This window comes from Acinetobacter sp. ANC 3832 (assembly GCF_002135415.1).
In the GTDB taxonomy this organism is placed as follows: domain Bacteria; phylum Pseudomonadota; class Gammaproteobacteria; order Pseudomonadales; family Moraxellaceae; genus Acinetobacter.
Genome location: NZ_NEGJ01000005.1, coordinates 225,197 through 249,720 on the forward strand (window position 1 = coordinate 225,197; position 24,524 = coordinate 249,720).

21 protein-coding genes, 1 tRNA gene and 3 pseudogenes are annotated in these 24,524 nt (G+C 35.3%); 6 read left to right on the plus strand and 19 right to left on the minus strand.

Annotated features, from left to right (window positions below):
* Nucleotides 1-25: 25 nt before the first annotated feature.
* Nucleotides 26-1,405 (minus strand): MFS transporter, encoded by a 1,380-nt coding sequence (locus tag B9T35_RS09280; RefSeq protein WP_086190828.1) that lies wholly within the window; start codon nt 1,403-1,405, stop codon nt 26-28.
* A gap of 517 nt (nt 1,406-1,922) precedes the next feature.
* On the opposite strand from B9T35_RS09280, the gene B9T35_RS09285 reads away from it, so the two are divergent.
* Both B9T35_RS09285 and B9T35_RS09290 read left to right on the plus strand, forming a co-directional pair.
* Entirely contained in the window at nt 1,923-2,510 is a 588-nt protein-coding gene (locus tag B9T35_RS09285; RefSeq protein WP_086190871.1) for an ANTAR domain-containing response regulator, read from the plus strand.
* Between the two features lie 3 nt (nt 2,511-2,513).
* A complete protein-coding gene (locus tag B9T35_RS09290; RefSeq protein ID WP_086190872.1) occupies nt 2,514-3,515 on the plus strand; it encodes an ABC transporter substrate-binding protein in 1,002 nt (333 codons plus the stop codon).
* Between the two features lie 135 nt (nt 3,516-3,650).
* On the opposite strand, the gene B9T35_RS09295 is transcribed toward B9T35_RS09290, so the two are convergent.
* From B9T35_RS09295 to B9T35_RS09360, 13 genes and pseudogenes are all read right to left on the minus strand, one after another.
* Nucleotides 3,651-3,944: a hypothetical protein gene (locus tag B9T35_RS09295; RefSeq protein ID WP_086190829.1), complete on the minus strand. Its 294-nt coding sequence runs from the start codon at nt 3,942-3,944 to the stop codon at nt 3,651-3,653.
* 199 nt (nt 3,945-4,143) lie between these two features.
* Nucleotides 4,144-5,076, minus strand: a complete 933-nt coding sequence (locus B9T35_RS09300; protein WP_086190830.1) for an IS5 family transposase — start codon at nt 5,074-5,076, stop codon at nt 4,144-4,146.
* 39 nt (nt 5,077-5,115) lie between these two features.
* The gene (locus B9T35_RS09305) at nt 5,116-5,328 is read right to left on the minus strand and encodes a hypothetical protein (RefSeq protein ID WP_086190831.1); all 213 of its coding nucleotides are present in this window, start codon (nt 5,326-5,328) and stop codon (nt 5,116-5,118) included.
* Between the two features lie 2 nt (nt 5,329-5,330).
* Nucleotides 5,331-5,780, minus strand: coding sequence for a hypothetical protein (locus B9T35_RS09310; protein WP_086190832.1), 450 nt, complete (start codon nt 5,778-5,780; stop codon nt 5,331-5,333).
* A gap of 51 nt (nt 5,781-5,831) precedes the next feature.
* The gene (locus B9T35_RS09315; protein ID WP_086190833.1) at nt 5,832-6,590 is read right to left on the minus strand and encodes a hypothetical protein; all 759 of its coding nucleotides are present in this window, start codon (nt 6,588-6,590) and stop codon (nt 5,832-5,834) included.
* Between the two features lie 183 nt (nt 6,591-6,773).
* Entirely contained in the window at nt 6,774-7,724 is a 951-nt protein-coding gene (locus B9T35_RS09320; protein WP_086190834.1) for a hydrolase or metal-binding protein, read from the minus strand.
* Nucleotides 7,725-7,869: 145 nt separating this feature from the next.
* Complete coding sequence (locus B9T35_RS09325) at nt 7,870-8,952, minus strand: YqaJ viral recombinase family protein (RefSeq protein ID WP_416202431.1); 1,083 nt, start codon at nt 8,950-8,952, stop codon at nt 7,870-7,872.
* 169 nt (nt 8,953-9,121) lie between these two features.
* Nucleotides 9,122-10,174, minus strand: a complete 1,053-nt coding sequence (locus B9T35_RS09330; protein WP_086190835.1) for a DUF932 domain-containing protein — start codon at nt 10,172-10,174, stop codon at nt 9,122-9,124.
* 84 nt (nt 10,175-10,258) lie between these two features.
* Nucleotides 10,259-10,558: a hypothetical protein gene (locus tag B9T35_RS09335; RefSeq protein WP_086190836.1), complete on the minus strand. Its 300-nt coding sequence runs from the start codon at nt 10,556-10,558 to the stop codon at nt 10,259-10,261.
* Between the two features lie 94 nt (nt 10,559-10,652).
* Nucleotides 10,653-11,036: a hypothetical protein gene (locus tag B9T35_RS09340; RefSeq protein ID WP_086190837.1), complete on the minus strand. Its 384-nt coding sequence runs from the start codon at nt 11,034-11,036 to the stop codon at nt 10,653-10,655.
* Nucleotides 11,037-11,077: 41 nt separating this feature from the next.
* Nucleotides 11,078-11,350: a hypothetical protein gene (locus B9T35_RS09345; protein ID WP_086190838.1), complete on the minus strand. Its 273-nt coding sequence runs from the start codon at nt 11,348-11,350 to the stop codon at nt 11,078-11,080.
* A gap of 780 nt (nt 11,351-12,130) precedes the next feature.
* Nucleotides 12,131-12,220: transfer RNA gene (locus B9T35_RS09355), tRNA-Ser, on the minus strand.
* Nucleotides 12,221-12,318: 98 nt separating this feature from the next.
* Nucleotides 12,319-12,663, minus strand: a pseudogene (locus B9T35_RS09360) (GreA/GreB family elongation factor); the annotation flags it as partial.
* Between the two features lie 108 nt (nt 12,664-12,771).
* Between B9T35_RS09360 and gmtY the strand changes: the two are divergent.
* The 4 genes from gmtY to greB are packed head-to-tail and all read left to right on the plus strand — an operon-like array spanning nt 12,772 to nt 17,927.
* A complete protein-coding gene (gene gmtY, locus B9T35_RS09365; protein ID WP_086190840.1) occupies nt 12,772-14,082 on the plus strand; it encodes a gamma-mobile-trio recombinase GmtY in 1,311 nt (436 codons plus the stop codon).
* Nucleotides 14,079-16,856 (plus strand): VPA1269 family protein, encoded by a 2,778-nt coding sequence (locus B9T35_RS09370; protein ID WP_086190841.1) that lies wholly within the window; start codon nt 14,079-14,081, stop codon nt 16,854-16,856. Before gmtY ends, B9T35_RS09370 begins: the two co-directional genes overlap by 4 nt.
* Complete coding sequence (gmtX, locus tag B9T35_RS09375) at nt 16,846-17,457, plus strand: gamma-mobile-trio protein GmtX (protein ID WP_086190842.1); 612 nt, start codon at nt 16,846-16,848, stop codon at nt 17,455-17,457. The genes B9T35_RS09370 and gmtX overlap by 11 nt, the downstream gene beginning before the upstream one ends.
* Nucleotides 17,454-17,927, plus strand: coding sequence for a transcription elongation factor GreB (greB, locus tag B9T35_RS09380; protein ID WP_086190843.1), 474 nt, complete (start codon nt 17,454-17,456; stop codon nt 17,925-17,927). The genes gmtX and greB overlap by 4 nt, the downstream gene beginning before the upstream one ends.
* Nucleotides 17,928-17,969: 42 nt before the next feature.
* Here the strand turns inward: greB and B9T35_RS09385 are convergent, their stop codons facing one another.
* The 5 genes and pseudogenes from B9T35_RS09385 to B9T35_RS09405 form a co-directional block, all read right to left on the minus strand.
* Complete coding sequence (locus B9T35_RS09385) at nt 17,970-19,664, minus strand: UvrD-helicase domain-containing protein (protein ID WP_086190844.1); 1,695 nt, start codon at nt 19,662-19,664, stop codon at nt 17,970-17,972.
* On the minus strand, nt 19,655-21,874 hold the full coding sequence (locus B9T35_RS09390) for an ATP-dependent nuclease (RefSeq protein ID WP_086190845.1): 2,220 nt from the start codon (nt 21,872-21,874) through the stop codon (nt 19,655-19,657). Before B9T35_RS09390 ends, B9T35_RS09385 begins: the two co-directional genes overlap by 10 nt.
* A gap of 94 nt (nt 21,875-21,968) precedes the next feature.
* Nucleotides 21,969-22,769 (minus strand): annotated as a pseudogene (locus tag B9T35_RS09395) (restriction endonuclease subunit R); the annotation flags it as partial.
* Between the two features lie 107 nt (nt 22,770-22,876).
* Nucleotides 22,877-24,184 (minus strand): hypothetical protein, encoded by a 1,308-nt coding sequence (locus B9T35_RS18655; protein ID WP_228147111.1) that lies wholly within the window; start codon nt 24,182-24,184, stop codon nt 22,877-22,879.
* A gap of 188 nt (nt 24,185-24,372) precedes the next feature.
* Nucleotides 24,373-24,519, minus strand: a pseudogene (locus tag B9T35_RS09405) (transcription elongation factor GreB); the annotation flags it as partial.
* Between the last annotated feature and the right edge of the window lie 5 nt (nt 24,520-24,524).

Sequence of the window (24,524 nt, forward strand, 5' to 3'; positions counted from 1 at the left end):
CTCAAATATTCTTATTCTTTTGATATTAAGCTGCGTGATTTTGTTTAGTGCTTTGTGCGAGGCTCTGCTCAAGATGACGACGCTCAAGAACAGCGGCTTCAAACAGTTTTTGCTCTTTTTCTTTATGCTCAACCGAAAAGCGAATCATCAGGACACAACTTGCAGCGATCACCACCAAACCACCCAACACCATCAGTGTCGTTTGAATATCAAGCATACCTTTCAGTAAGAAGCCTGCTGCCACAGCACCGACGTTTCCGCCTGCACCAATAATGCCCGCCACACCACCTAAAGCATCACGATCAATAAAAGGTACGAGTGCATAAGTTGCGCCACATGCCATGTGTGTGAATAAAGCAAAAACAGTCATTGCGAGGATGGCAAAAACCGCAGTATTCATTTGAGAGAAGACCACCAAAAATACACCTTCCATCAAAATCATCAGGAAAAGCACTTTGGTACGACCATCTAAACCTTTTTTTGTTGCGACTTTATCTGAAACAATGCCACCTAAAGCACGGGCAAATAAGGCAAGTAAACCGAAAATTCCTGCTGCCAAGCCTGCTTCTTTTAAACCAAACTGAAAATTATCGACGTAGTACAACGCAATAATATTGTGAATGAAAATTTCGATACCAAAACATGCCGCATACGCCCCAAAAAGAATCCAAACACGGTAGTTACGTGCAGCGTGCATTAAAATCGCGATACCGCCTTTTTTATCACTGCCGACTTGAACACCTTGTGCACGTAATTCTTTAAAATCGCCTTGTGGACAGTCTTGTGTAAATTTCCAATACATCGCACCAACAATCAGCATCAATACGCCCGGCACAATCAGCGCAATTCTCCAACCCATTGCCTGTTCAACACCAAACATTACCAAAGCCGCTAACATTAAGGGCATTAAAGCCTGTGTCGCACCACCACCTGCATTTCCCCAACCTGCTGTGGTTGCATTTGCTGTGCCCACGACATTCGGTGCAAACATAATACTGGTATGATATTGCGTGATCACAAAACTGGCACCAATTGCACCAATGAGTAAGCGGAAGAATAAGAAGGATTCATAACTGTTGGCAGATGCAACACCAAACACAGGAATACTGCCGATAATTAAGAGTGCGGTATAGGTTTTACGTGGCCCGTATTTATCACAAAGAGGGCCAACAATCAGGCGGACTAAAATGGTAATCGCAACTGCTGCAATATTAATATTGGCTATTTGATCTTTAGTCAGATGAAACTCACCTGCAATCACAGGCATCAGCGGCGCACAGGCAAACCACGCAAAGAAACAGACAAAAAAAGCGAGCCAACTCATGTGGAAGGCTCGCATCGCTGCGCTATTAAAGTTAAAAAGACTTATTTTTGTGGCTTTTTTAGCATCTAAATTTGAAGACATAACCTTCTCCTACCTGAACTGAACGTATGGCTTTTCTGTGATGCAGACATTGCATCTCAGAGCGATCAGAGCGGACGTCGTTGGCCGTCTTACAAATTTTATTGGAGTCGTCTTTGACTCGAAATAGATAGTGCACTTAGTGTGCCAAGACTTTAAATTCATTTTTAATTATTTGATTTTTAAATATTTATTCATGATTATTTTCTTAAACTCTATTTTACAGTCATTTAAGTTATCTAAATTAAAATCATGGTGAATTTAAAAATGCTTTGTTAATGTTCATCTTGCGCTTTTCGAGTGCATCATGATGATGCATATCCCATAATTCACTATTTTTATCACTTTACATATTTATATTTTTTGTACGAAATCCTTTTATTTAAGTTTTATATGATTGAAATATATAACGAATAATCTATCTATCCAAATAAGCATTTAAGGCTTATAAGAAACAATATGACTGGCATCTTATTTGCTTGCTTATCTCTATAACTTTTTAGATTTCAGTCATTTTCAAATGCCAAAACTAAAAATAGCCTTAATTGATGACGATTTAGATCGGGCGCAGTTCATCAAAAAATCACTGATCGAACATGACTTCGAAGTCGTGGCATGCCTGATGATTGATCATTTAAATATGTTCGATCTGCAACAATTACATGCAGATGTGATTTTACTAGACATGGATCATCCACATCGAGACATCATTGAAAGCTGTGTCAGTCAATTTGATTTACCTACAGTCTTATTCACCAAGAATAGCCATAAAGATACAATTAAAAATGCCATAGATGCAGGAGTCACAGCGTATATTGTGGATGGTATTGATCCTAGTAAGTTGGAAAGTATTTTAGAGATTTCCATTGAACAATTCAAAAAACATAAAAAATTAATGACTGATCTTGAAGATACTAAAAATAAACTGGCTGACCGCAAAGATGTTGAAAAAGCCAAAGTTTTATTGATGCAATTACATGGCTTAAATGAAGAACACGCATTTCAGTTATTGCGTAAAAATGCCATGAGCCATCGTATGACCATGGGTGAAATGGCTCGTCGTTTACTGGACGCTCAACAACTTTTACAAAATCAATTGAAGGATTAGATGATGATAGATTTAGAAAAAACCAAAATCCAAATCGGCTATATTCCTTTACTCGATTGCATTGCAATACTTTGGGCAAAACAGCGTGGTTTTTTTGATGAACAAGGTTTAGAGGTGAATTTAATCAAAGAAGCCTCTTGGGCGAGCCTAAGAGATCGTTTGGCTTTTGGTGTTTTAGATGTCGCTCATTGCCTATCAGCCATGCTTCCTGCAGCAGCTTTAGGTGAGGATCAGCTCGGTATTCCGCTACAAACCAATTTGGTCTTGAGCCAAAATCGTGCTTTTATTTCACTCAGCCAAAAGCTTTGCCATCAACTCAATATTTCTCACCAAGATTCTGCTGAACAATCTGCTCAAAAAATTGTTCTCGCCCTAAAAAATGGGCAGAAAATACGTTTGGCAAATGTATTTAAGCAATCTATACACCACTATTGTCTACGACAATGGCTCGCACTTGCAGATCATGAAACCGCTCAACAATGTAATCTTCTAACACTTCCCCCACCCTATATGGTCGAAGCCATTTCTAAAAACTTAATTGATGGTTTCTGTGTTGGAGAACCTTGGAATACGCAAGGGGAATTAGCAGGTATCAGCCAATCCATCATTTCAAGTCAGGAGATTATCCCTGACATCGCAGATAAAGTTTTAGCGTTCACTCAGGACTGGGCCATACAATATCCCAATACGCTTAAAGCGATTACTCAAGCAATTGTTAAAGCTCAACAAGAGTTAAAAGATATGGTCGATTTTGATGAAGTCTGGGAGTTATTAATTGAATTTAATATTATTCAATTTCAATGCTCAGAAAGTCTTCATGTAGACAAATATTATTCTATTCAAAATATCATTCGTCATTTAGTCAAAGATTCTACAACACCGAAAATAGATGATTTTTATTGGCTCATTGAACAAATGATCAAATGGGATGACGTTACTTTAAAATCTGCTGAAGAAATAAAACGAATTGCTGAAAGTTGCTACTTGCCGTTATACGAAACATAAACTTTGAGTATTAAATATGGCTTTGTTGCATAAACCTATCATTAATAGCTTATGCAATCATATAACTCTCAAATGAAAAGTCTTGCATCCAATTGGTCTTCTATATGAGCAGTATCCTATACACGTCTGATCAATCTAGGAAACATCTCGATTTTCATAGATTCTAAAACTCAATGGTATTCTCATGGCTTTGTAATCTTCTTTATATTCATACATCAGCATATTTGAAACATAGGCAGCACCACCACCGAATCCACTAAAAGTTGAAATTTCTCCTTGTACTAAAACCTGCGTCACCCCTGTCATATTGTATAAAGCAAGATAATAGCCACCTCGGTCATTGGCTTTTAAAAACTGTTGTAAATAGTCTATTTCACCCTGCGTTAATTTCAATTGACCTGATGTCGTAATATTTGAATTGCTATTCATGTTTGATTCCTTTTTGATTTTGTTTATTGTGTTTCGAATTGTTGGATGGTTTTAATCACTTGTTGCTGATACGTCTGCCACCTAGGAATAACATCAAATCTATTTTTAAGTGTAATTATTGATACATAACGAGATTTATATCTAAATGGCTTTGTTGCACAAAGATTTGAAAGGTAGAGCTACCCTAATTGAGCCAAATTTAAGTGGCAACTTGGGTATGAGGGCGACCTAATTCCGTAAATCTGTTGAGGACGGCTACACGTGCATGAATCTCATTGACTTGGCTTTGAAAGTTTCTTGCACTGAGTTTATCGCCTAATAATTTGATGCAGTGCATCTTGGTTTCGACCAAACTTCGGCGATGATAGCCTGACCATTTTTTCCATAGCATCCTGCCTAAATATTTAACAGTACGAAGTAATTCATTCCGCTCTAGCGAGCTGGTCTTTGTATCTTTCCAAGGTTTCGCATTTTTTCTGGGCGGAATCAACGCATGCGCTTGCCGATCTGCAATAACCTGACGGCACTGCTTGGTATCATAAGCACCATCAGTATAAACAGAGTCAATCTGCTCATCTGGTGGAATTTGATCGAGTAAATCACCAAATACCTGTGAATCACTCACATTATTGGTTGTAAGCTGTATAGCACGTATTTGCATGGTGTTAGCATCTATGCCAATGTGAAGTTTACGCCATTGTCGACGGTATTCAGGCTGATGTTTCTTACGTTTCCATTCACCTTCACCTAAAAACTTAAGGCCAGTTGAGTCTACCAATAGATGTAGTCCTTCATGACTTTTTTGATAGCTGATCGCAATATCAATCTGTTTTTGTCGTCTGCAAAGTGTGGAATAATCCGGTGCTGTCCAACTTAACCCACTAAGTTGAATAAGGCTTTGCACAAAGCCTGTGACCATTCGTAAAGAAAGTGTAAAAAGAGATTTGATCATCAAACAGCATTGAATTGCTGTGTCGGAATAGGTTTGATTTCGCCCATGCCTACCTTGTGGCTGAGCATACCATTGAGTCGTTGGATCAAACCAAATGGTGATATTTCCTCTATTTATTAACGCTCGGTTATACGATGCCCAATTGGTGGTGCGATAGATTTTAGGGGTAGGCTTATTCATTTTGAAATTATATGGCTGAATAAACCTTCTAGGCTAGGTTTATGCAACAAAGCCTCCTGTACCATCAGGACTTAGACCTCCAGACCAAAGTAATCTCGAAGCAGAACTGCTACTTCCGTCTTTAGATAATACATCACCTGAAACTTTATTAACAAAAGCCTTAAGATCATCTAAAGTTTTAATTTTGCCTGTTTGGAAATCTGAATTTAAAGCTGAAATAGCATCATTACTTTTTTGAAGTTTTGTTGTCATTTTTATTTCTCTCTAAATTTAACTTTAATTTCTAGAATATTTTCTAATTCTAGGCCTGTTAAATCTTTTAATTTATTCGCAGCATCCACTATTAATTCTTTGATTTCTTCATCTGTTTTACAATCTTCATTTTTAATAATTTTTTGAATAAAAACATGCCACGTGATTATTTTTAGAAAATCTTCTTTATTTGATACATTAGTTCTTTCAAAAAAAGTATAAAATTGTATTATCAATTTACCATTTATAAATAAAAAATGTTTCCTAGGCTCTAAATCATGATGATATTCGTTCCCCAAGGGTATTAAAAAACTACTATCATTGATCAAATAGACATTTTCATAGTTAATTTTTTTTTCATAAGGGAGTCCTATCTGAGGATAAAATAATATATTTTCTTCAGATAAGATATTTTTAAAAATATTTGGTAAACTCACAGTTTCATTTATCATAAATAAACTCTTTTTAAATTAAAATTTCATATCAAAATAAATATATGATTACTATCTCTTTAACAAATGTTTCGGTCGTACTTTTTCTACCTCACTAAACAACGAAAAAGTCTGATTTACATAATTCACTACACTCGAAATCTGTTCCATATACTGTAAAAGTTCAGGTGTCTTTTCAGCCTGAATCATCTTCAATGACCGTGAGGGGTCAAAACCATCAAACTGACAATAAAACAAAGGTTCGCCACGCTTTAATATTAAGTCTTTGGAAGTGTCATGCCACTCAAAAGCCCACATCAGTGGTCTAGGCCAGATATGAATCGGGAACCGTCCACCAAAAATAGTACCTGGCAAAGGATATTTTCGGTAATGCCCAAAAGCATCTAGCTGCGTGATATACACCACTTCATCTGCAATAAAACAATAAGGAAGTTTAAGCTGAAGGATTGGAACATTAGGCGTGCGCCATTCATTTTCATTGACAAGCGTTAAAAGCTCTCGGAGCTTATTTCCCCGAACTGGCGAAGCATCTCCCAACACATTTATAAGTGCAGGTTTTCCTGTTTTATCCCATTCAAAGCGCAGATGAAAATCAAAAGGGCAATTAATGACGAAGTAACGGCTTTCAAGCTGAAGTACCGCTGGACAGCGACTGGCAGATTTTGCATGCTTTTGTTGTGACTGTGAACGCATCCGATAAGGTGCTTCAAATAAAATAGAAGCTTTATCTTCGGTCAAAAACCATCCCACCTGAATCGGCCCTGTTTCAGCATGTTTCTGATCATCAGTTATTGTGAAGTTAATTTCTATTTTTGTATGTTTTTTGCAATATTAAGTTTCATTTAATATACATGCATTTTCTATAAAAAAAATACGTTTTCCTAATTCATAAATCAAAAAAATCTTATTTTAAGCATAAAAAATAAAGAGAAATACATAAAGAGAATCCGTAGATTCTCTTAAATAATAAACTCTTCAATGATTGATGGTTCGTTAATTCACCGCTCTTACACTCCCCTGTAATCCCTTCTGTATATCCTGCACAAAACCCTCCCCTTGATTTGGCTGTGGCTTTGTCTTCGTTCTAGCTGTGGTTGTAGTTTCAGCTTGTGCGTGTTGGGTGTCTGTCTCTTGATTTTCTTCACTATAAAACTCTTCCACCACATCTAGCCCCTCCTCGCTATTGATTTCAAACTGCGCATTGCTAAATCCCTGCCGTGCGATTTGATCTAATGCTGTTTGATTAAATCCTGCTTGCTTACTTTGTTGATCAATCTCTTTCGCTGTTTGAATCGCCTGTTGTAGGTTAATGCCATCCCGTAAAGTTAAATCCACGTAATACACAGGTGTACGATAACTTTGTGTCGTAGATTTTCCTCGAAGTGTCAGTTGTAATGGTAGGCATGACAGCAAGCCATTCGATGCTGCATGGTAGTAAGACAAACGTGCTGCCAAAGTTCGGATACTGTTAAAGCCAGTTGTTCTAAAGATAAATGTTCCCAGTTCATCACTTTCATCTAAATTCACATGCAAACGCCCATAAGGTTTGCAGTTGCCCCCTTGTGCCAATGGGCATAAATCAGGCGATGGGCATGGGTGTTGTTCCACCCCTTGATTGGTCATTCTTTGGCAGGTTTCACCATTACCGATACAGACAGGTCGCCCAGTCTGTCGGTCAAATAAGGTGTATTCCGCACGTAGATTCAGTTCAGGGTCATTAAAGATCATACGCACTGGGATGATCCTGAGTTTTTGATTGGGTGCTTTGGAGCGTAGTTGTTCATCTAAGGGATGTTTGACCCAGCCACTGTCCTTATTCTGTATTTGACTGGTGATGGTGAATTGATCATCCTTTTCAGGCAATCGCTTGCCGTTCTTTTCTACCACTTTACCGATACTGATACGCCCTAGAATGGGTGGTGTGATGGCTAAACCTTTAATCATGGTATTTTCCTTTTTAGTTTAAGTATGTTGGGTTGTTCGGTTAAAAATGAAGTCGGCATAAAAAATCCTATGCGCTTGGGCATGGGATCATTTTGTCGTGGTCAGGTTGGTAAAATGCTTAGGCTAATGTTGAATCAATCATCGTTTAATCATCATGGCTATAGATGTTAAAGCGCCGTGAGCCTGTTTTAGTTTGTGGAAACTGGTTGAGATATTCAGGGTATTGTTTCAGTAGAGCTTTACTGTCGAGGCTGATTGAGTCTTTGAATTTCTTCCACGTCACTGAACCAGTTTGAAAGGTCGCTCGTTCTGCGCCTTGCATTTTGGCTTGCAGTTGATGTTTGAGCAGATCAAAGCTTTCTTGATGTTTTTCAATTTGGTGGCGTGCTTGTATCAATTGCTCAAATTGTTGATTGGCTGTGGCATCTCCACTCAAGTCTTCAATACTCAGTGGAATATGTTGAGGATAAAGTTGTTGTAAGGCTTTGGATGCTGATTCACTGGCATCCACATCGGGTGGGGTATCTCGTTCTACGCATTCCCAAAAGTGTCTTTCGGCATTGACGATATATTGAATCACCGTTTCACTGCGGGTCACTTTAAAGATGCGAGTTTCATGTCCACAAATCAAGACGCAAATATACGCTGCTTGTTTGCCTGTGACTGCCAATTGATGTTGTACCTGACACAGTACGTATAAAGGTACTCCATCTCGCCACAGCTTGGCACCATACTCCCCTGCGGTTTTACATTCTAGAATTTGCACTTCAGCATTGCCCACAATGGCATAGTCTAGATTGGCGAGCATAAATGCTTTATCAGCATCGGGATGTTGCAGTACGGCATTGACTCTTCTGACTTTGTGGTTGGTATGCATGCTGTAGTATTCAGCCACTAAGGGTTCAAGTTGCTTACCCCAATATAAGGGTGCATTTCCTGAGCTTTCATCTTCGATGTTTTGTTTGATCCGACCTGTTTTAATCATCCACAACTCAAGCATCGACATATAAGGATTTAGTCCACAGGCTGCAGCACAATCACTGCTGCCAATACCCTGCTTTCGGACTTCAAGCCATTCTACTTGAGTCATTTTTTTAGTTTCAGCGAGGCGTTTCGATGGGTAGAATTTTGAACTTGATTTAGGTCTATGCCGTGATGATGTCCCTTTATAGCTCGGCATCGGTAAATGCGCAGCCACATCGGGTTGTATGGAATTATTTAGGTTCATGATATTTTCCTATTTATGCAATGTCATTAATTTTGGTTGGTTCATTGATTGATTAATTGATTGAATCAAAGGCATAAAAAAATCACGCGTAATGGCGTGATTGAGATTTAGTCTTTATGCACTTCGAGTCTTTAGATTATTTCCTTTTCTTTCCTTTATTCTGCTTACTTTAAGCCAGCATGCTTAAGGCTTGTTCCAGCCCACGTTGTTTTAAACCTGCCCCTGTACCAAACCAACTTGAATCTAAGCGATGATCTTGGCTCATGGCACGACGTTCATGGTCGCTAAACTCGGTAATAGAACAAAGTAAACCATACGCTGTGTCCTTGGCCGAACTGAGTTCTGCACCTCGACCATGCCCATTAAACATGGTCATGACTTTGGACATCGCGCGTCCATTCGGTTCCGTTTTATGCTCTGCTTTGTTGGATTGATGAGGTGCTGTCTGTGTTGCCACATTACGGTAGTATTGAATAATCCCTTCATCTTGTTCGGTATTGCTTAGGGTGGAGTTGTTAAACACTGCATCGAAATACGCAACTGCTTCTTGCTGAGTCACTTTGCGCTGACTGAGCTGTTTCATTTCATACATGTGTTCATCCCATGCTTTGACTGAAATACCCAGTTGTTGTTTGACTTTCTCCGCATCAAATTTAGTGCTGTGCGGTACTTTAACCGCACCTGCACTGCTGTTTTGTCCTTTGAGTGCAATAGCGAGAGTGTTGTTACACACCACACGAATCGAGGTGAATTGTGCAGTGGTAGCAAGCATTCCATCACAAGCGGTTGCCAGTAAAATATAACCATTGCTGACATCTTTACCTTTCAGTACGCTGGTTTGACCTATTCGTGCCAGTGCCCAGAATTTTTTACCACCTTTTAGTATCCCTGCAGTTTCCAACTCAAAGCCTGATTGCTCTGTTAAGTCACGATAGAATTCCAATATCTCTTTGGGTTGTACTTCTTGGTAGCGCTGACTAACCACTGATAAAGTGGCATGAGTATCGGAACGGTATAAAACCCGTTGTTCATCATGGGGCATGATGATTCTTTGTTTGTGCTGATTTTCAGCGATATAACTGACATTGGAAGATTCTATCTGCCAGTCCATGCCTGCTTGTTGTGCCCAGACTTCAATCGGTTGATGTGGACTAAGTTGATTGCCGAGTCCATGCCAAGGGGTTTTGCCGACATAAGCCATGTTTTCAAGTTGATGTGCCATGAGAATGTTTCTTTAGGTTTTTGATGAATGGATATTTTTCTATTTAAAAGTGGGCTATCCATGCATGAATAGCAGTGCCTTGATTTAATTTACAAATGCAAAACTACGTTTGCAGTCATGGCAGCAGTAATGACAAGCAGAACGGTAATATTTATGTAGTACATGTTGGCTTACGATGATCAGTACGCCACCCACCACTACACCTACAAATCCTCCAACAAAAGATGGAATCGAGAATAGTTTTGCCAATTTGATCCCAAGTGCTGCCATAGCAGAGGGTGAAATAGATTCGAATAATTTTTCGAAGCTCTTAAATGAATCGGTGTCTATATCGAGTTTGGTCACATGCTCGGAATGACAGTAGGGACATTTGATAAAATTCATGTGTATTTCTCTGATCAACGAAAACTGCGGGCATAAAAAGAGCCACGTCCTTTACAGGCGTGGCTTGATATATGTGCTCTTTTAGAAAGTCGTGCTAATTAAAACGATAACTGGCTGTACCCGCAGTGGTTTCTACATCCACCTGCACCACGTTACTGGAATTGCATCCCGTGAGTTTTAATTGTAATGTCTGTCCCATTTTAAAGCTTTGTGGATACTGGATTTTTCGGCGGTAACCTTCGTAACGACATTGTCCGTTATTGATCGTAACATTGCTTACATCAACTTGATAAGCCACATTGGAGCGAATACTCAATACCGTTGCTGTTCCATTTCCTGACCACCAGTTACTGGCATCCACCACATTAATTTCCGCTGAGAAGGTATTTGGATCTAAGCCTGAGCTACAACCCATTAAAGTAAATCCTGAAATAGACAAGATTGTGCCCAGTAAAATCGATTTTATAAATATTTTCATGTTGAATGATCCTATCGGTTTTTTATTGATTGCCCCTTTATTTAGTTGGGTACTGAGACTTGTCCATTTTTGGCATTAAACAGCACAAAGCGTGGACATCCCCCTTGGAAATTGACATTGAAATTACGCCAACCTTTGTTGCCAGGATTGGTTTTATAGGTGCATTGATAAATGTTATTTCCCGCACGTTGACTGTCAATCAAATAGGATTCACTCTGCTGTGCAAAGTAGCCTGCTTGTGTCGTTGAGCTAAAAATAATTAGACATGGTAATGCCATGCTTTTGATGGCAGCTTTGACAATAGTTTTAAACATAGAAATTTCTCTTTTTATTAGTCTACTGAAATGTGTTGTTTCACACTCAGTTCCCCCACAAATCATGGTTTAAATGAATGCCACGCAAATGCGATATGTAAAATCAGAATGTGATTTCACAGACGTACAGATGCTTGAGTGATCCATCTTCATATGGGTAATATGTATGTGAAAAAGTTTTATTTTTAGAAAGTCTCTGCTATTCAGCAGGTCGCACTTTTTCAGTAAAAAACCCAGATGGGGAATGTGATTGAAATATGGGGATATAAAAAGAAAAGCATTGAGATAGATTTAAGCGCATGGTGCACTCCTTAGGTATTAAGAAGTTCTACCTAATCACTGTCAAATAATGGTGGCAGAACGAGAAAGGGTTGACAGACTGAACCTAAGAATCAGCACACCCGAAGGTGTCCCCCTCCCGTTCTACCGCAGAGGGAGCACGAGGGCACACACCAAAAGATGAAATCTTTCAGTGTACTTAGGAAACGGTCTGTCAAAACCGACTGACGATGTAGGTCAGCCCAAAAAGGATAATGTGCACTCTACCTACAGTCAAGTAAGTAATATTTAATAATTAAGCATTGTTTAAACGATAAACAAATAAAAAATTGTTGAGAAAATTAAGTACAAAAAACTGAACATCTTAAACTGCTGTCCAAATACTTCTTTTATAGTCTTATTCTTATCAATTGGATCCAAAATTTTATGTGGGGTAGGTTGTGAGGTAAAAGCATAGACAAGAAAAAAGCCCTTGTAATAACAAGGGCTTAATTCAATATTTGGCGGAAGCGGTGAGATTCGAACTCACGGAGGACTCACACCCTCGTCGGTTTTCAAGACCGGTGCATTCAACCGCTCTGCCACGCTTCCATGGGCGACATCATATAAATAAAATGCACTCTTGGCAAATATTTTTATGCCTTTCTTGTATTGAATGATCAAAATAAAAACAAAATAAGCTAATTTTCTTAATTTTCAAGTTTTTCATAGCGAATTGAATTGATGTACCACTGCTTTTTACCCAGAGGAGTAACAACTTTCACCTCATCATCTACTTGTTTAGAGAGCAATGCACGTGCTATTGGTGAATCAATTGAAATATGTTGTGGGTGATGATCATAAATCTCGTCAATACCGACAATTCTCAATGTTTTCTGCTCCCCATCTTCATTTTCAATTTCGACCCAAGCTCCAAAATAAATTTTGCCCTCTTGCTCAGCTGAAAAATCAATGATTCTTAACTCTTCTAAACGCTTACCAAGATAACGAACACGGCGATCAATTTTTCTTAAAATCTGCTTGTTATATTGGTATTATAACCCCACTATATAACATACTATTTCTAATATTTTATATTGACAATTGATCACATAATGATATTTTAAATTATAAAACACCTCATACTTTGTACTAAATAGTATATGGCTTACGTTAAGAAAATTTATGTAAATTACAAAGATTGTTCAACTCAAACTACCTTGGTCTTGCCTTGCATACTAACCGAGAAAGGAATCATTATTTCTCATTTACGTTATTTGGCTTGGTTTAATTCAAAAAGCGAATCATGGAAAGAAAGGTCTTGTTATGCACTCAAACTTTTACTGAAGTATATAAATTCTGTTCCACAAATTGAGAATGCAACAAAACTACTCAAAGTTTTCACTGAGGCATTAATTACAGGCACAATTGATCCAACTACCCGTACTGATGCTCTTGATCTTTATTGGCGACCACGTACAGTCAGAGATACAAATAATCTATTATTTCATATTACGCATTACACTGATTTTCTGATGTTGCAGGATGAACATTCAACAATTCGTGTAAATCCATTTCGCAAAGCTACAAGTTATGAAGAGCGTCTAAATTGGTGTGCTTATTATCACAAACAAGCGAATGTCTTTCTAAATCATTTAACTAAAAAAGATTTATCACAAAAGCAAGTTCGTTTGGTTGGTTCGTTCAATGAAGATCTGATTGATTTTGAATATGCAGTTCGTTTTCCTGAAGATCAAATTGAAAGGTTGATTTACTTAGGGTTCGAAAAAAATGGAAAATACGACTATAAATCGCAAGCGATTACGATGTTGATGAATTACGGTGGGCTTAGGAAAAGTGAAATTTTTCACATTTATACCTCAGATATCACCTTAAATCCAAACCATCCTCAAGAAGCTCTTGTTCGTGTTTATCATCCTGAATTAGGTACTGCTCCAGACCCTCACTTCAAAAATAGGCGTGAGTTTCTATTATCCAAAACATCATTTAAACCTAGAAATAATTACCCATTTACCGAACGTTTATATGCAGGGTGGAAAAGCCCATTACTTACTTCTAAACAAGGTTATTTTGAAGTTGTATTTAATCCACCAGATAAAGCTAAAGAGTTTTTATTGATATGGGCAAACTACCTAAAATTTCAAAGAATTGAACCATCAAAAACTAATCCACACCCTTTCGCATTTACAAATATGCTTGGGGGACCTGAAACTATAAAAAACTTCCAAAGATTACATAAAAATGCGGTAGAGCGTATTGGACTAAGCTGTAAAAAAGAACATGGAACGACTGAACACGGACATCGACATGCGTATGGTTTTCGAGCACGTCAGGCTGGTTTAAATCAAGTCGAAATTCAAAAAGTAATGCACCATAAAAGCCCAACTTCGTGCCTTGTTTATATCAAACCGACACTTGAAGAAGTACAAGAAAAGTTGAGAAAAATTAAATGATAAAACCTCTAGTAATTCAACAAATCGAACTTAAAAGATTTGATAAGGAATTTTCAAACTTTCCCGACTTGGATTCTTTAAAGCAATTTTGTAAAAATGTTGGTATTTCAAACTCTGTTTCATATAGACAAAACTACAAGGAATATGGGCTACCTGCACACCCTGAAAGAATTTATGAGGAATGGATCAGTTATAAAGATTTTTTTGATATCGTCGATTTTATTTCATACGAAAAATTAAAAACAAAGATTGAAAGCAAAAATCTTAAGAATGCCAAAGAATACAAAAACTTTATTTTAAAATTAAATAATCCTAGTCTTCCACTTGACCCACAAGGTGTTTATCAAGATGAATGGGGAAATTGGTACAAATTTTTAGGGAAAATTGAACCTTTTAAACCAGATTTTATTTCACCAAACTATATAACTTGGGCAAATAAAATCAAAGAATTTATGATTACTGCTCGTGGTGGTGGTACAAAAGAATCTCAGTTGTGTCGTTTTGTCCGTCTGTATATCGAACAATTTGATAAAAGCAAATCTCCACACGCCTTTCTCATTCAAGAAAAATTCGATGTAAAACCCTTTCGTGATCTACTCGAAAATATAGAATCAGAACCAATGAGGAGAAAACTAGTCGTTTATGTTAATGAATTCTTGGATTACATCATTGACAATGATCTAACGATTGAAGATGAAGAAACAGGTGAAATTGTTCGTGTTGATAATGCTCGTAATCCATTTTCCCTTTTATTAAATCAACAAAATATATCATCTAACTCAATTCGTTCTGAAACAACAAAGCCATGCTTACAATATCATTTTGTCAAAAAAGCCCAAGAATGGATTATTCCACCCAGTGCAAAAAATTTCCAAGATTTAGAGCATCTTCATAGATTCGATGCAGATTGGGTAAAAGTAAGCTTTGATCAATTAGATTTGCATGATTTAGATTGTGTTTACCGTGTCATTGATAATCAAGCATATTTATGGTGTCCAACAGATTGGATTCATACTTATGCACTGACCAAAGTTCCCTTAGGAGGACGGCAAATCGCCTATAATGATTCTGGCGAAGCTGATGAATATATTGCTGATTTAGATCAGCAAAACAAAATCATTTGGCAAAAAAATAATTCACCACTTTCTGGATTGACCAAAGCACAATCATTCATAAAAAGAATGTCTGATGGTCAAACAGGTATGTTTACCACTACAAATAAAACAAATAATAATGGACAAGGCTACACAATTCCGTGGATACCCGAAGACTTAGCATATTGGCTAATTAGGCTACGAAAATGGCAACAAAAATATAATCCTATCTCATATCCGAGTGCTTGGATTGATTGTCAAAGAACAAATTTAAATGAAGTACAAAGAAAAGCCAAAGGCTTGAATTGTTTTCTTTTTAGGCGCTTTAATGATTTTGAGGCAGCGAATGTCGGAAATGCATTAACCCCGAGATTAGCAGCTGCTCTTTATAATATACAACCCTCAAACCTATGCTTAACTACACTTGAAGGAAATAGAGCCGTTTTAGGTGCATATAAGTCTAAATATACACCTCATAGCATGCGTGTAAGCCTCATTACGGCTTATGTACTTGAAATGGGTATGCCTATTGAAATCGTGATGAAAATCGTTGGACATAGCTCTGTGATCATGTCGATCTATTATTGTAAAGTTTCCAATCATGACATTAGAACTCGATTAGAAGAAGGTGAAAAAATAGCCTTAAAATCTGAAGTTGAATCTATTCAAAGAACAATTGAGCAAAACAAAATTGAAAGTGTTAAAAACCAATTGGTTGGCAATAATTTAGAGTTATTGCAAGCTTTATCTAATGAGGTTCCTGCAGGAAATTTTATTTTTAGAGATTATGGTATTTGCCCTTTTGCAGCTTCAAGGTGTGAGGATGGTGGTGAGTTAATAAAAAGTAGTTCATTCTATACTCCTACACCTCAAGGCTATTTAGGAACTCAGAATTGTATACGTTGTAGACATTTCATTACTGGACCTGCCTTTATCGGAGGCTTATTGGCAATTACAAATGAGATATTACTCCAATCCAATGATCAATCTGAAATATGTTCCAAACTACAATTTAAAATCAATCAAATTAATCAAATTAATCAAGATATAGAGAATATTGAAAAAGAAGAATATATAGCCAACTTGAAGAAAGAAAAATTTGATGGCGCAGCAAGCAGATCCAAGCTTGAGACTGAACTTCGAAATTTCGAATCAGAATATGAAACAGCCGCTAAAAAATTGGACATGCTTTTATACGATATCCAATCGGCTTATAGCCATATTACGAAATGCCACAAGCTCATGAATAACAATGCATTATTGGAAAATACAGATACATTATCGCTAATTACGACTTCAAATGCAGAGTTAGTTTTGGAAATGGAGGAAGTCAGTCACTTTCAGCAATTACAAGAAGTTTGTGAAAATGCCGTCATTTATAAATCTTGTAATGCGGATCAAGCCATTTATCCTAGGACTCAGCTCATTGATAAAATGGCGATGTTTAATGAAATTATGCCTGCTTTGTTCATGTTATCTAAAGAACAGCAACTTTCAGCAGGCAACCAAATTTTTAAATTATTGATGAGTCGCCTCAAATCTTGGGATAAAGTGCAAAGTGTTATGGATGGAAAGCTTAAACTAATAGAGCTTTCTGAAACTGAACAAATTTCAAAATCAGAGATTGAGCTCATTCTACATAATTCACCAACTTTGATTGAGGCTAGTTATGAATCCTGAAGAGTTACTAAATAAATTAAAATATGGCTCATCACTTAAAATTCAACAATCACTCGATGCAATCTATGAAGTATGTATAGAGCAACAGGAACGCGGAATTCAAGATTTTTCTGTGAGTACGATTGCTAATTTAGGATTTAACAGAGGAGTCCCTAAAGCGCAAAGCATCAGAAATAAGACTGGTGAAAAATATAGAGCACTGATTCAAAGCTTTATAGATGTTTCATCACAGAAACCTAAATTAGCTAAACCGTCCCAAACAGATAATGCATGGATAGAAGAAATTCAAAACCCCAAACATCAGCTGCTTGTACGTATTATGGCATCTGAGTTAAAAGAAGCTCAACAAATGATCCGTGAAATCATTCCACCCAAACAAAGGATTGATATTTATGATCATAAGAATATGATACCCGATGAATCTTTTAAGCTCTCTGATCAAGAGGTGCGAGCGTTACAATATTTACTTTCTGCAGATTTTCAAAAAAAATGGAATTTTAAACCTACTGAATATGGCGAACTTGTAGATGAGTCGAATAAGCCTGTTTTTAAAGTTTCAACATTAGATGCCTTACGCAAGGCTTTGGAGTATTTGTCTTGAATCGTAAATTGCTAACAGCTGAGGGCTATCAACGCTTACAGGATGAGTTAAATGATTTAGTTCGTAAAGAACGCCCTGAAATTACAAAAATTGTTTCTTGGGCAGCTAGTCTAGGCGATCGTTCTGAAAACGCTGATTATATCTATAATAAAAGAAAGTTACGTGAGATTGATCGTAGAATTAGGTACTTAACTAAACTTTTTGAAGTTGCACATAAAATTGAATATAGCCCTGAGCAAGATGGTAAAGCCTATTTCGGTGCTTGGGTTGAATTAGAAAATGATGAAAGTGAAACCATAAAATTTCGTATTGTAGGTGATGAAGAAATTTATGGTCATAAAGACTATATTTCACTCCAGTCACCTATAGCAAAGGCTTGTTTAGGTAAGTCTGTAAACGATGAGATAAATGTACATACACCTACTGGCAAGAAAACTTGGTATATCTGCCAAATTAACTATAATCAATAAATGGTTATAGTCATCGTTAGCTTTCTACTCAAATATATACTTCTAGCATCTAACAATCTCAAAGTGCTCACTAAAATTATGCTCATTTGCAACATCTAATGATGGTACTGAAATAAAGAGCCTGTTTTTAGCACGACTAATAGCAACGTAATTTATACGATGTTCTTCATTTATCATTAAATTTGGATTTGTTATAAACTCAAGCTCATTTTCGCTTTTTAGGAATAAAACCACATTATCAAATTCATCTCCTTTTGACTTATGAATTGTTTTATTTAAACTTGTATCATCAGGAATATTTACACATATACTAATTTGATTATATATATGAGAGTCATACAGTTCTTTGGCTCCCCCTTTATGTAACTTAGCGATAGTAAGTCCAGAAAGTCTTCTTATAATTTCAATAAAGTGACTTAAGCTTTTATCTTTAAAACCATCATATTCTAATAATACATTCGACAAATAAGTTAATGAGAAAGCTAATGAAAAGATATGTGTTGGGAAAATCTTTGACAATTCTTTGCAGGAATCTTTAAATTTTTTTTCTCTCGCTAATTCAATAGCTTTAATATTACAAGCCAAGATTTTTCTTCTTTCTAGATTACTATCTTCTACTAATCTATCAAATAGATTATTTACTAATGAAGTGCTATCAAGTTCAATTTTGAGTGCATTAGAATCGATATTCAAACGAGAAAGACTACAGAAATCATCAATACCATAAGTATTTTTTATCGCATTAATTGTTTGATTTTGATTACCAATAATCAAAGATGGTAGATCACATTCTATTTGTCTCACTGGTATTTGAGTAATGTCAGCTCTAACTCTATTTAATATGTTTATAATTTTAGAAGTGCTTCTATTATTTTTATTCATTTTATAAAATTTAATGTCTGGTAAGCTAAAAGAATTGAATTGGGTATATACAGCTCCTTGAAACTCATAAATAGATTGTGCAGGGTCACCGATAGCTCCGATTACGGTCTCTGATTCTGCAATTTTTTTTATTATAGCAAGCTGAATAGGATTACAATCTTGAAACTCATCAATAAAAAAGTAGGGAAACTTAGCTCTAATTACTTCTAAAATATACGGAAATTTGGTAATTAATTGATAACTAAAAAATAAAACATCATCATGATGAATATCACCAAATTTCCAATGTTCTTGTCGATAATTGATATAGCTGGTTTTTTTTATAGATGCTTTTTCTTTGATCGAGCCTAAATATATTTTATTTGGAGGAAGCTTTAAAGACAAAGTACCATCTTGTTCAAATTGCCATTGAACATTATTTAGAGCTTGCTTGACCTTTTGTTCCTCACCATATAAATAAAATTGGCGAGTTGATTTTATCCAACCTTCGATTTTAGAGAATGAGTGAATAAGTTCATCATGTCCATCAAGTTTTGAATAATTTAGCCCATATTCATTGGCTATTAAAAAAGCATATGGTTTAATAATATGGCGATACAAAAAACTATGAATTGTTGAAACATCTACTTGGGTTGCTGAAGTACCTAGCCTCGTCAAAATAGTTTCAACTGCGATATTAGTATAAGTAATACAGGCTATCTTTCGTATTTTACCAAGTCGAATTGAATGATGAAGTACATTTCTTATATGCTCAACTAACCAATGCGTTTTACCTGCTCCAGGGCCAGCACTTACTTTAAAGTGATGTTCCGTATCCTGAAGTTTTGTATTTGAATCTATCTGTATTATTGGCATAAAAATTCAATTGCCTCCATTATGTATGTAGGAACAATAAAATCTTTAAAATCAGCTGTGCCTTTTTTTTCCAAGTTTTCTTCTAAAATTCTTGCTAGCTCTAAAGCATTCTCACCTTTACCAACGGAATTAAGATAACGTGAAGCTATGATAGCTTGAATTTTATTATCATTTGTCCATTCTGGTTTTGTATTAGCACGTATACTAGCAATAATGCGCTTGTTTTCAGTACTTCTGACTTTCAAAAGAGCAATAATTTCATCAAGGGTCTTGTTTTCTTTATGTGCTACCATCAATTTTTTAATTTCATTTTGGTTTGACATAAAATCATTGACTAAAAATTCTGCCTTAGGATTAGCTCTTAGTAATTCGTACTCTAATGTCTTGCCAAATATTTTATCAGGAATGAAAAATGAAATATTTGGATGATCATCATAATCGGGATAGGTATTTTGATCGTATTGGTAATCATCATTATCAGATCCGTATTCGAATGGGTAGCAAACTTTAAAACTAGACTTTTCAGCAGTGTCAGCAGTGTCAGCAGTGTCAGCAGTGTCAGCAGTGTCAGCAGTGTCAGCAGTGTCAGCAGTGTCAGCAGTGTCAGCAGTGTCAGCAGTGTCAGCAGTGTCAGCAGTGTCAGCAGTGTCAGCAGTGTCAGCAGTGTCAGCAGTGTCAGCAGTTTTTATCTTTTTTCTTACAGGATCAATGTCTGTAATGCATGCGATTCTCTTATAAATTGTTTTTGGTTTATTACTATCAAATAAATGGAGAAAATGTGTGAAGTATCGCCCACCAACATTTACCACAGCAACATGATGATCTTCTAAAGATTTACCCAAATATCTAGCAAAAATGGACATTAATAACTGTTCAGCAATACCTTCTACAAACAAAATTTTCTGTGCAAATAAAATGTCTGATTTCGTAGCATCAAGAAACCTTTGTACATATCTCTTACTCTTTCCATTACTAGGAAAAATCTTATCAGGGTAGCTAACTTTTGTATCTTCTACTTGTTTATACAAACAAATAATTTCTGAAAGTGAAACCGCAGATGTAATATGGGTAGAATGTGAAGTTACGAAAATTTGTCGTACTTTTCCTTCTTTTTTATTCTTCTTTAAAAATTGTAGAAACTTATATTGCATTGCTGGATGGAGATGGGCTTCAGGCTCTTCAATAACTAATGCTGAAAATACTTTTGCATTATCACCCATATACTTTCCGTCAGAATTTACTTGCATTTTTGCAAGCAATAAAGACATGAAAATCAGATTATTATAACCCAAACCATTATGAGTTGCTGGTATTTTAATCCCTGTTTCATATTCAATAATTAATCTTAGAAAAGAAAACATTTCTATATCTGAAATATTCCCTTCAAAATTAGGTTTAGCCTTATTAAATGAAGCTCCTGTTCCATCAGCATAAGATAATATTTGTTCTTTCCCTAATTCCATACGCTTTTGAATAGAATCAATTACTGGTTCAATGTCTGATAAAAATTTATTTTTTCGTGTTTTAATTTCTGTAATTTTATTTTCTTCAGATTTTATGGAATCACTTTTAATGTCATAGTCCATAAAGAAATCAAATACATTTTTTAATAATGTATTTTTCCCTGTTAGCATATCCCTTTCTACATCTCGGATCGCATCTAAGAATTGAAAATCAAATTTGCTGAGTGATTCCCCATCTGCTATAGCACGATTAGCAATCTCGCCACCGTAAATTTTATAAGAATAAAGTCGTATAAATTCATTTTTTATTGTTTTCCATGCAGTATTTCGACAATTTTCCTGAGTTTCATCAATTTCTGACATGGCTAAGATATATTTAGGAACTTCTTTTTCTGGAAGAAAAAATTCATAAGTTAATTTAGCCTCAAAATCAGATTCTAGCTTAGTCAGCCAATTTGCAACCATAGCTAAGTCATCTGGTAATGAATCACATCCTTTTTTTAAAGTGACTTGAATACTTATCTTCGGGGGGGATATCTTTAGCTCTGAAAATTCAATATTTTTATTAAAGTCATCTACTTCCAATCTTTTATTTTTATCAGGATTTACAACTAATGAAAGAGCTGTCAATAAATTAGTTTTTCCAGCATTGTTATGACCAATTATTACATTTACACCTTCATTAAAACTTATTTCTTGATGTTTAAAATTACGAAAATTCTCTATTTCAATCTTTGATATAAACATTTATCCCTCACCCAAAAAATTATTTTAAAGTCTACTCTCAAGTATTTTGAATTAAATAAGACAACACTTAATAGTGTTTTCTTATTTAACAATTTTAATTTGTTAATAAAATCTGATTAATCTGCTGTTCCAAACTACGTCCAAAATCATCTTGCTTTTTAGCCATCAAAAACTGACGTTTACCTTGACTGTCCTTAGCCCATTGCTTACCGATAACATTCTTCACACGAGCATCATCCGCAATACCTAAATACCCACCTTTGTACTCCAAAACAAAAATAGTACCATCAATTAATTCAGCTATAAAGTCAGGATAAAAATAGTCTTTTTCCGTTGGCAACCAAAAAGAATATTGTTGTTGCTTAGGAATATTACGAACCCAATATTTTACTTTAGGGTGTAAGTCTAATAACTGAGCACATTGGAACTCTTCAGAAATTTTATCACTATCAGTTTTTTCTCTTAAGTCGTCAATTTGAGCATAAAAATGCTTCTTAAAGTTAAAGCTTCCACGATAAGGTTTTTTAACAGGGTACATACCACGCGTAAATTCAAAACTATTCTCAAGTTTTTGTTCAATTGCTACTTGTAACTGGTTAAATAAATCACCCTAAAATGCTTTTTTACGAGCAAGCTCGAATAAACGATCCAATTCATTTGAGACAGCAAGTGATAATTAGAACTGAGCTCGATGCAACTGAGTTAGAGTAAAATTTCGTACATTCAGCAAATAACTGATTAGCTTTCTTAGGTAAGCCCATAATTGGATTTGTGTTAAACCTTGACGTCTTACTTTACGATCAAGCCAATTTATTAAATCATTTTCAGTGATGAGTGTTGGCATGTCAGAAAATTGGATTTGCTGACTACCTAATTGTCCATAATTGAGTCGCTGTTTCTTCAGCTTGGTTTCGGTTCACTCAATCTAATAGTGGCATAACAATACTGAATGTAAGATAAAAATTGGCTGTATTTTATCAAATAACAGTAAGCGAAAGAAAATTAGTTATGGCTTGCTTTTTGCTCATAATTATTCATATCAATTTCAATTGAATCACTCCATAATGCCAATATCTCATTACTTGTATATTTTTCCCACTTTTCATAATTTCCAATAATATGTGCACTAATAAATAATTCTACTTCTGAATAAGTCCAATTTTCTGGAAGAAGACGAGCGTATTTAGGTTTTTCATTGTTTTTCTCTAATTTATCTAGATAACTTGCTATTTTATTAGCATAAATATTTTCTTTTATGAAATTAGCATTACTTACTGAGGAATTACTTAAATCATATAATTTTGATGCAGTCATATTTGCTTGGTATAAAAGTAAGCTATAGATATGTTGTAAATCATATTTTTTGATCATTCTGACTAAATTGTGTTCAAATGCATTATTCTTTTTAATAGGAATATTACGTTTTTCACAAATAAGTTCAATTAAAGCATATACTTCTTTTAACCTATTGTCCAAAACAAATTTCTCAATTTCTTTTAAATCAGATATATTTACGCAAGAATTTTTTATTTCTAAGAATAATTTTTCTATCCACTCTTCTACAGTTTTATATATTTGAGGTATCGAAACTTTAAATTTTCTATGAAAGTCAATTTTTAGATAGGTTTGAACTACATCTTTAGATGCAATATCTATCAATTCACTATGAAACCAATTAAAAGTTCTTAGTTTATTCTGAGCATTAACTCCTTCAATACATTCTTGTATTTGGTAGATATATCCCTTGTCTATGATTTTTTTTAGAATATATTCAACTCCGTTTGCTTCAACGTCTTTGAATGAGTTCCAAGTTGAATTCTCAACTACACCAGAATAATATTTTCCCTCATTTACCAGTAAAACATATAAAAATATTTTTTCTAAGTATGTTAAAGGTTGAGTTGGTTCTTGAATTTTAGCTTCTTGAAAAGTACTCAAAATATTCTCAAAATTGAAAAGAACCTCACTAATTTCAGTTTTTATTATCTCATTTTTGCATTCCTGACAATTTAGCTTTCCTCCCGTATGAAACCATCTATCAAAATTAATTTTGTTTCTTAAATGTATTTTAAAAATTTTATTACATTTTCCACAATCCAGTATTTTTCTACACGTTAAATAGCCACTTTTTTTAAGAATTTTTTCTAACCTATCAGTTGTCCTGAAGTTGTGTTTAATTAAAAGATCTTTAACTGTATGAGTAAATTTACGTTTAGTGATATCTGAGAATTCCCAATAGTCATATAACAGATTTCTATTAGAATCCTCACAATCTAAGTTTTCAATTATCTCGAAATTTTCCTCTTTCATTTTGATCGTTTCTAAGTAAATTAAATTTAATTGTCATGCAATTGTTAATCAAACAACTATAAAATATTTACAAATTGTCATTTCAAATTTTTTAAAAAATATAGTATATCCATATAGTATAATTACTATAATTAACATTATGTTATTTATAATTTATTTTTCTAATAGTATAAAAATAAGGGTTATAATTGGTAATCTGCATTTTCACTACGATCTCCAAGACTCGCAGCCCAGTTCACTTTGCGGGTAATTTCAGGACGCTCTTCACGCCATAAGTGTTGTAATTCAGCAACCAATTTATCATGCCCTGAACGTGTAATTAAGTTAGATTTCATGATTG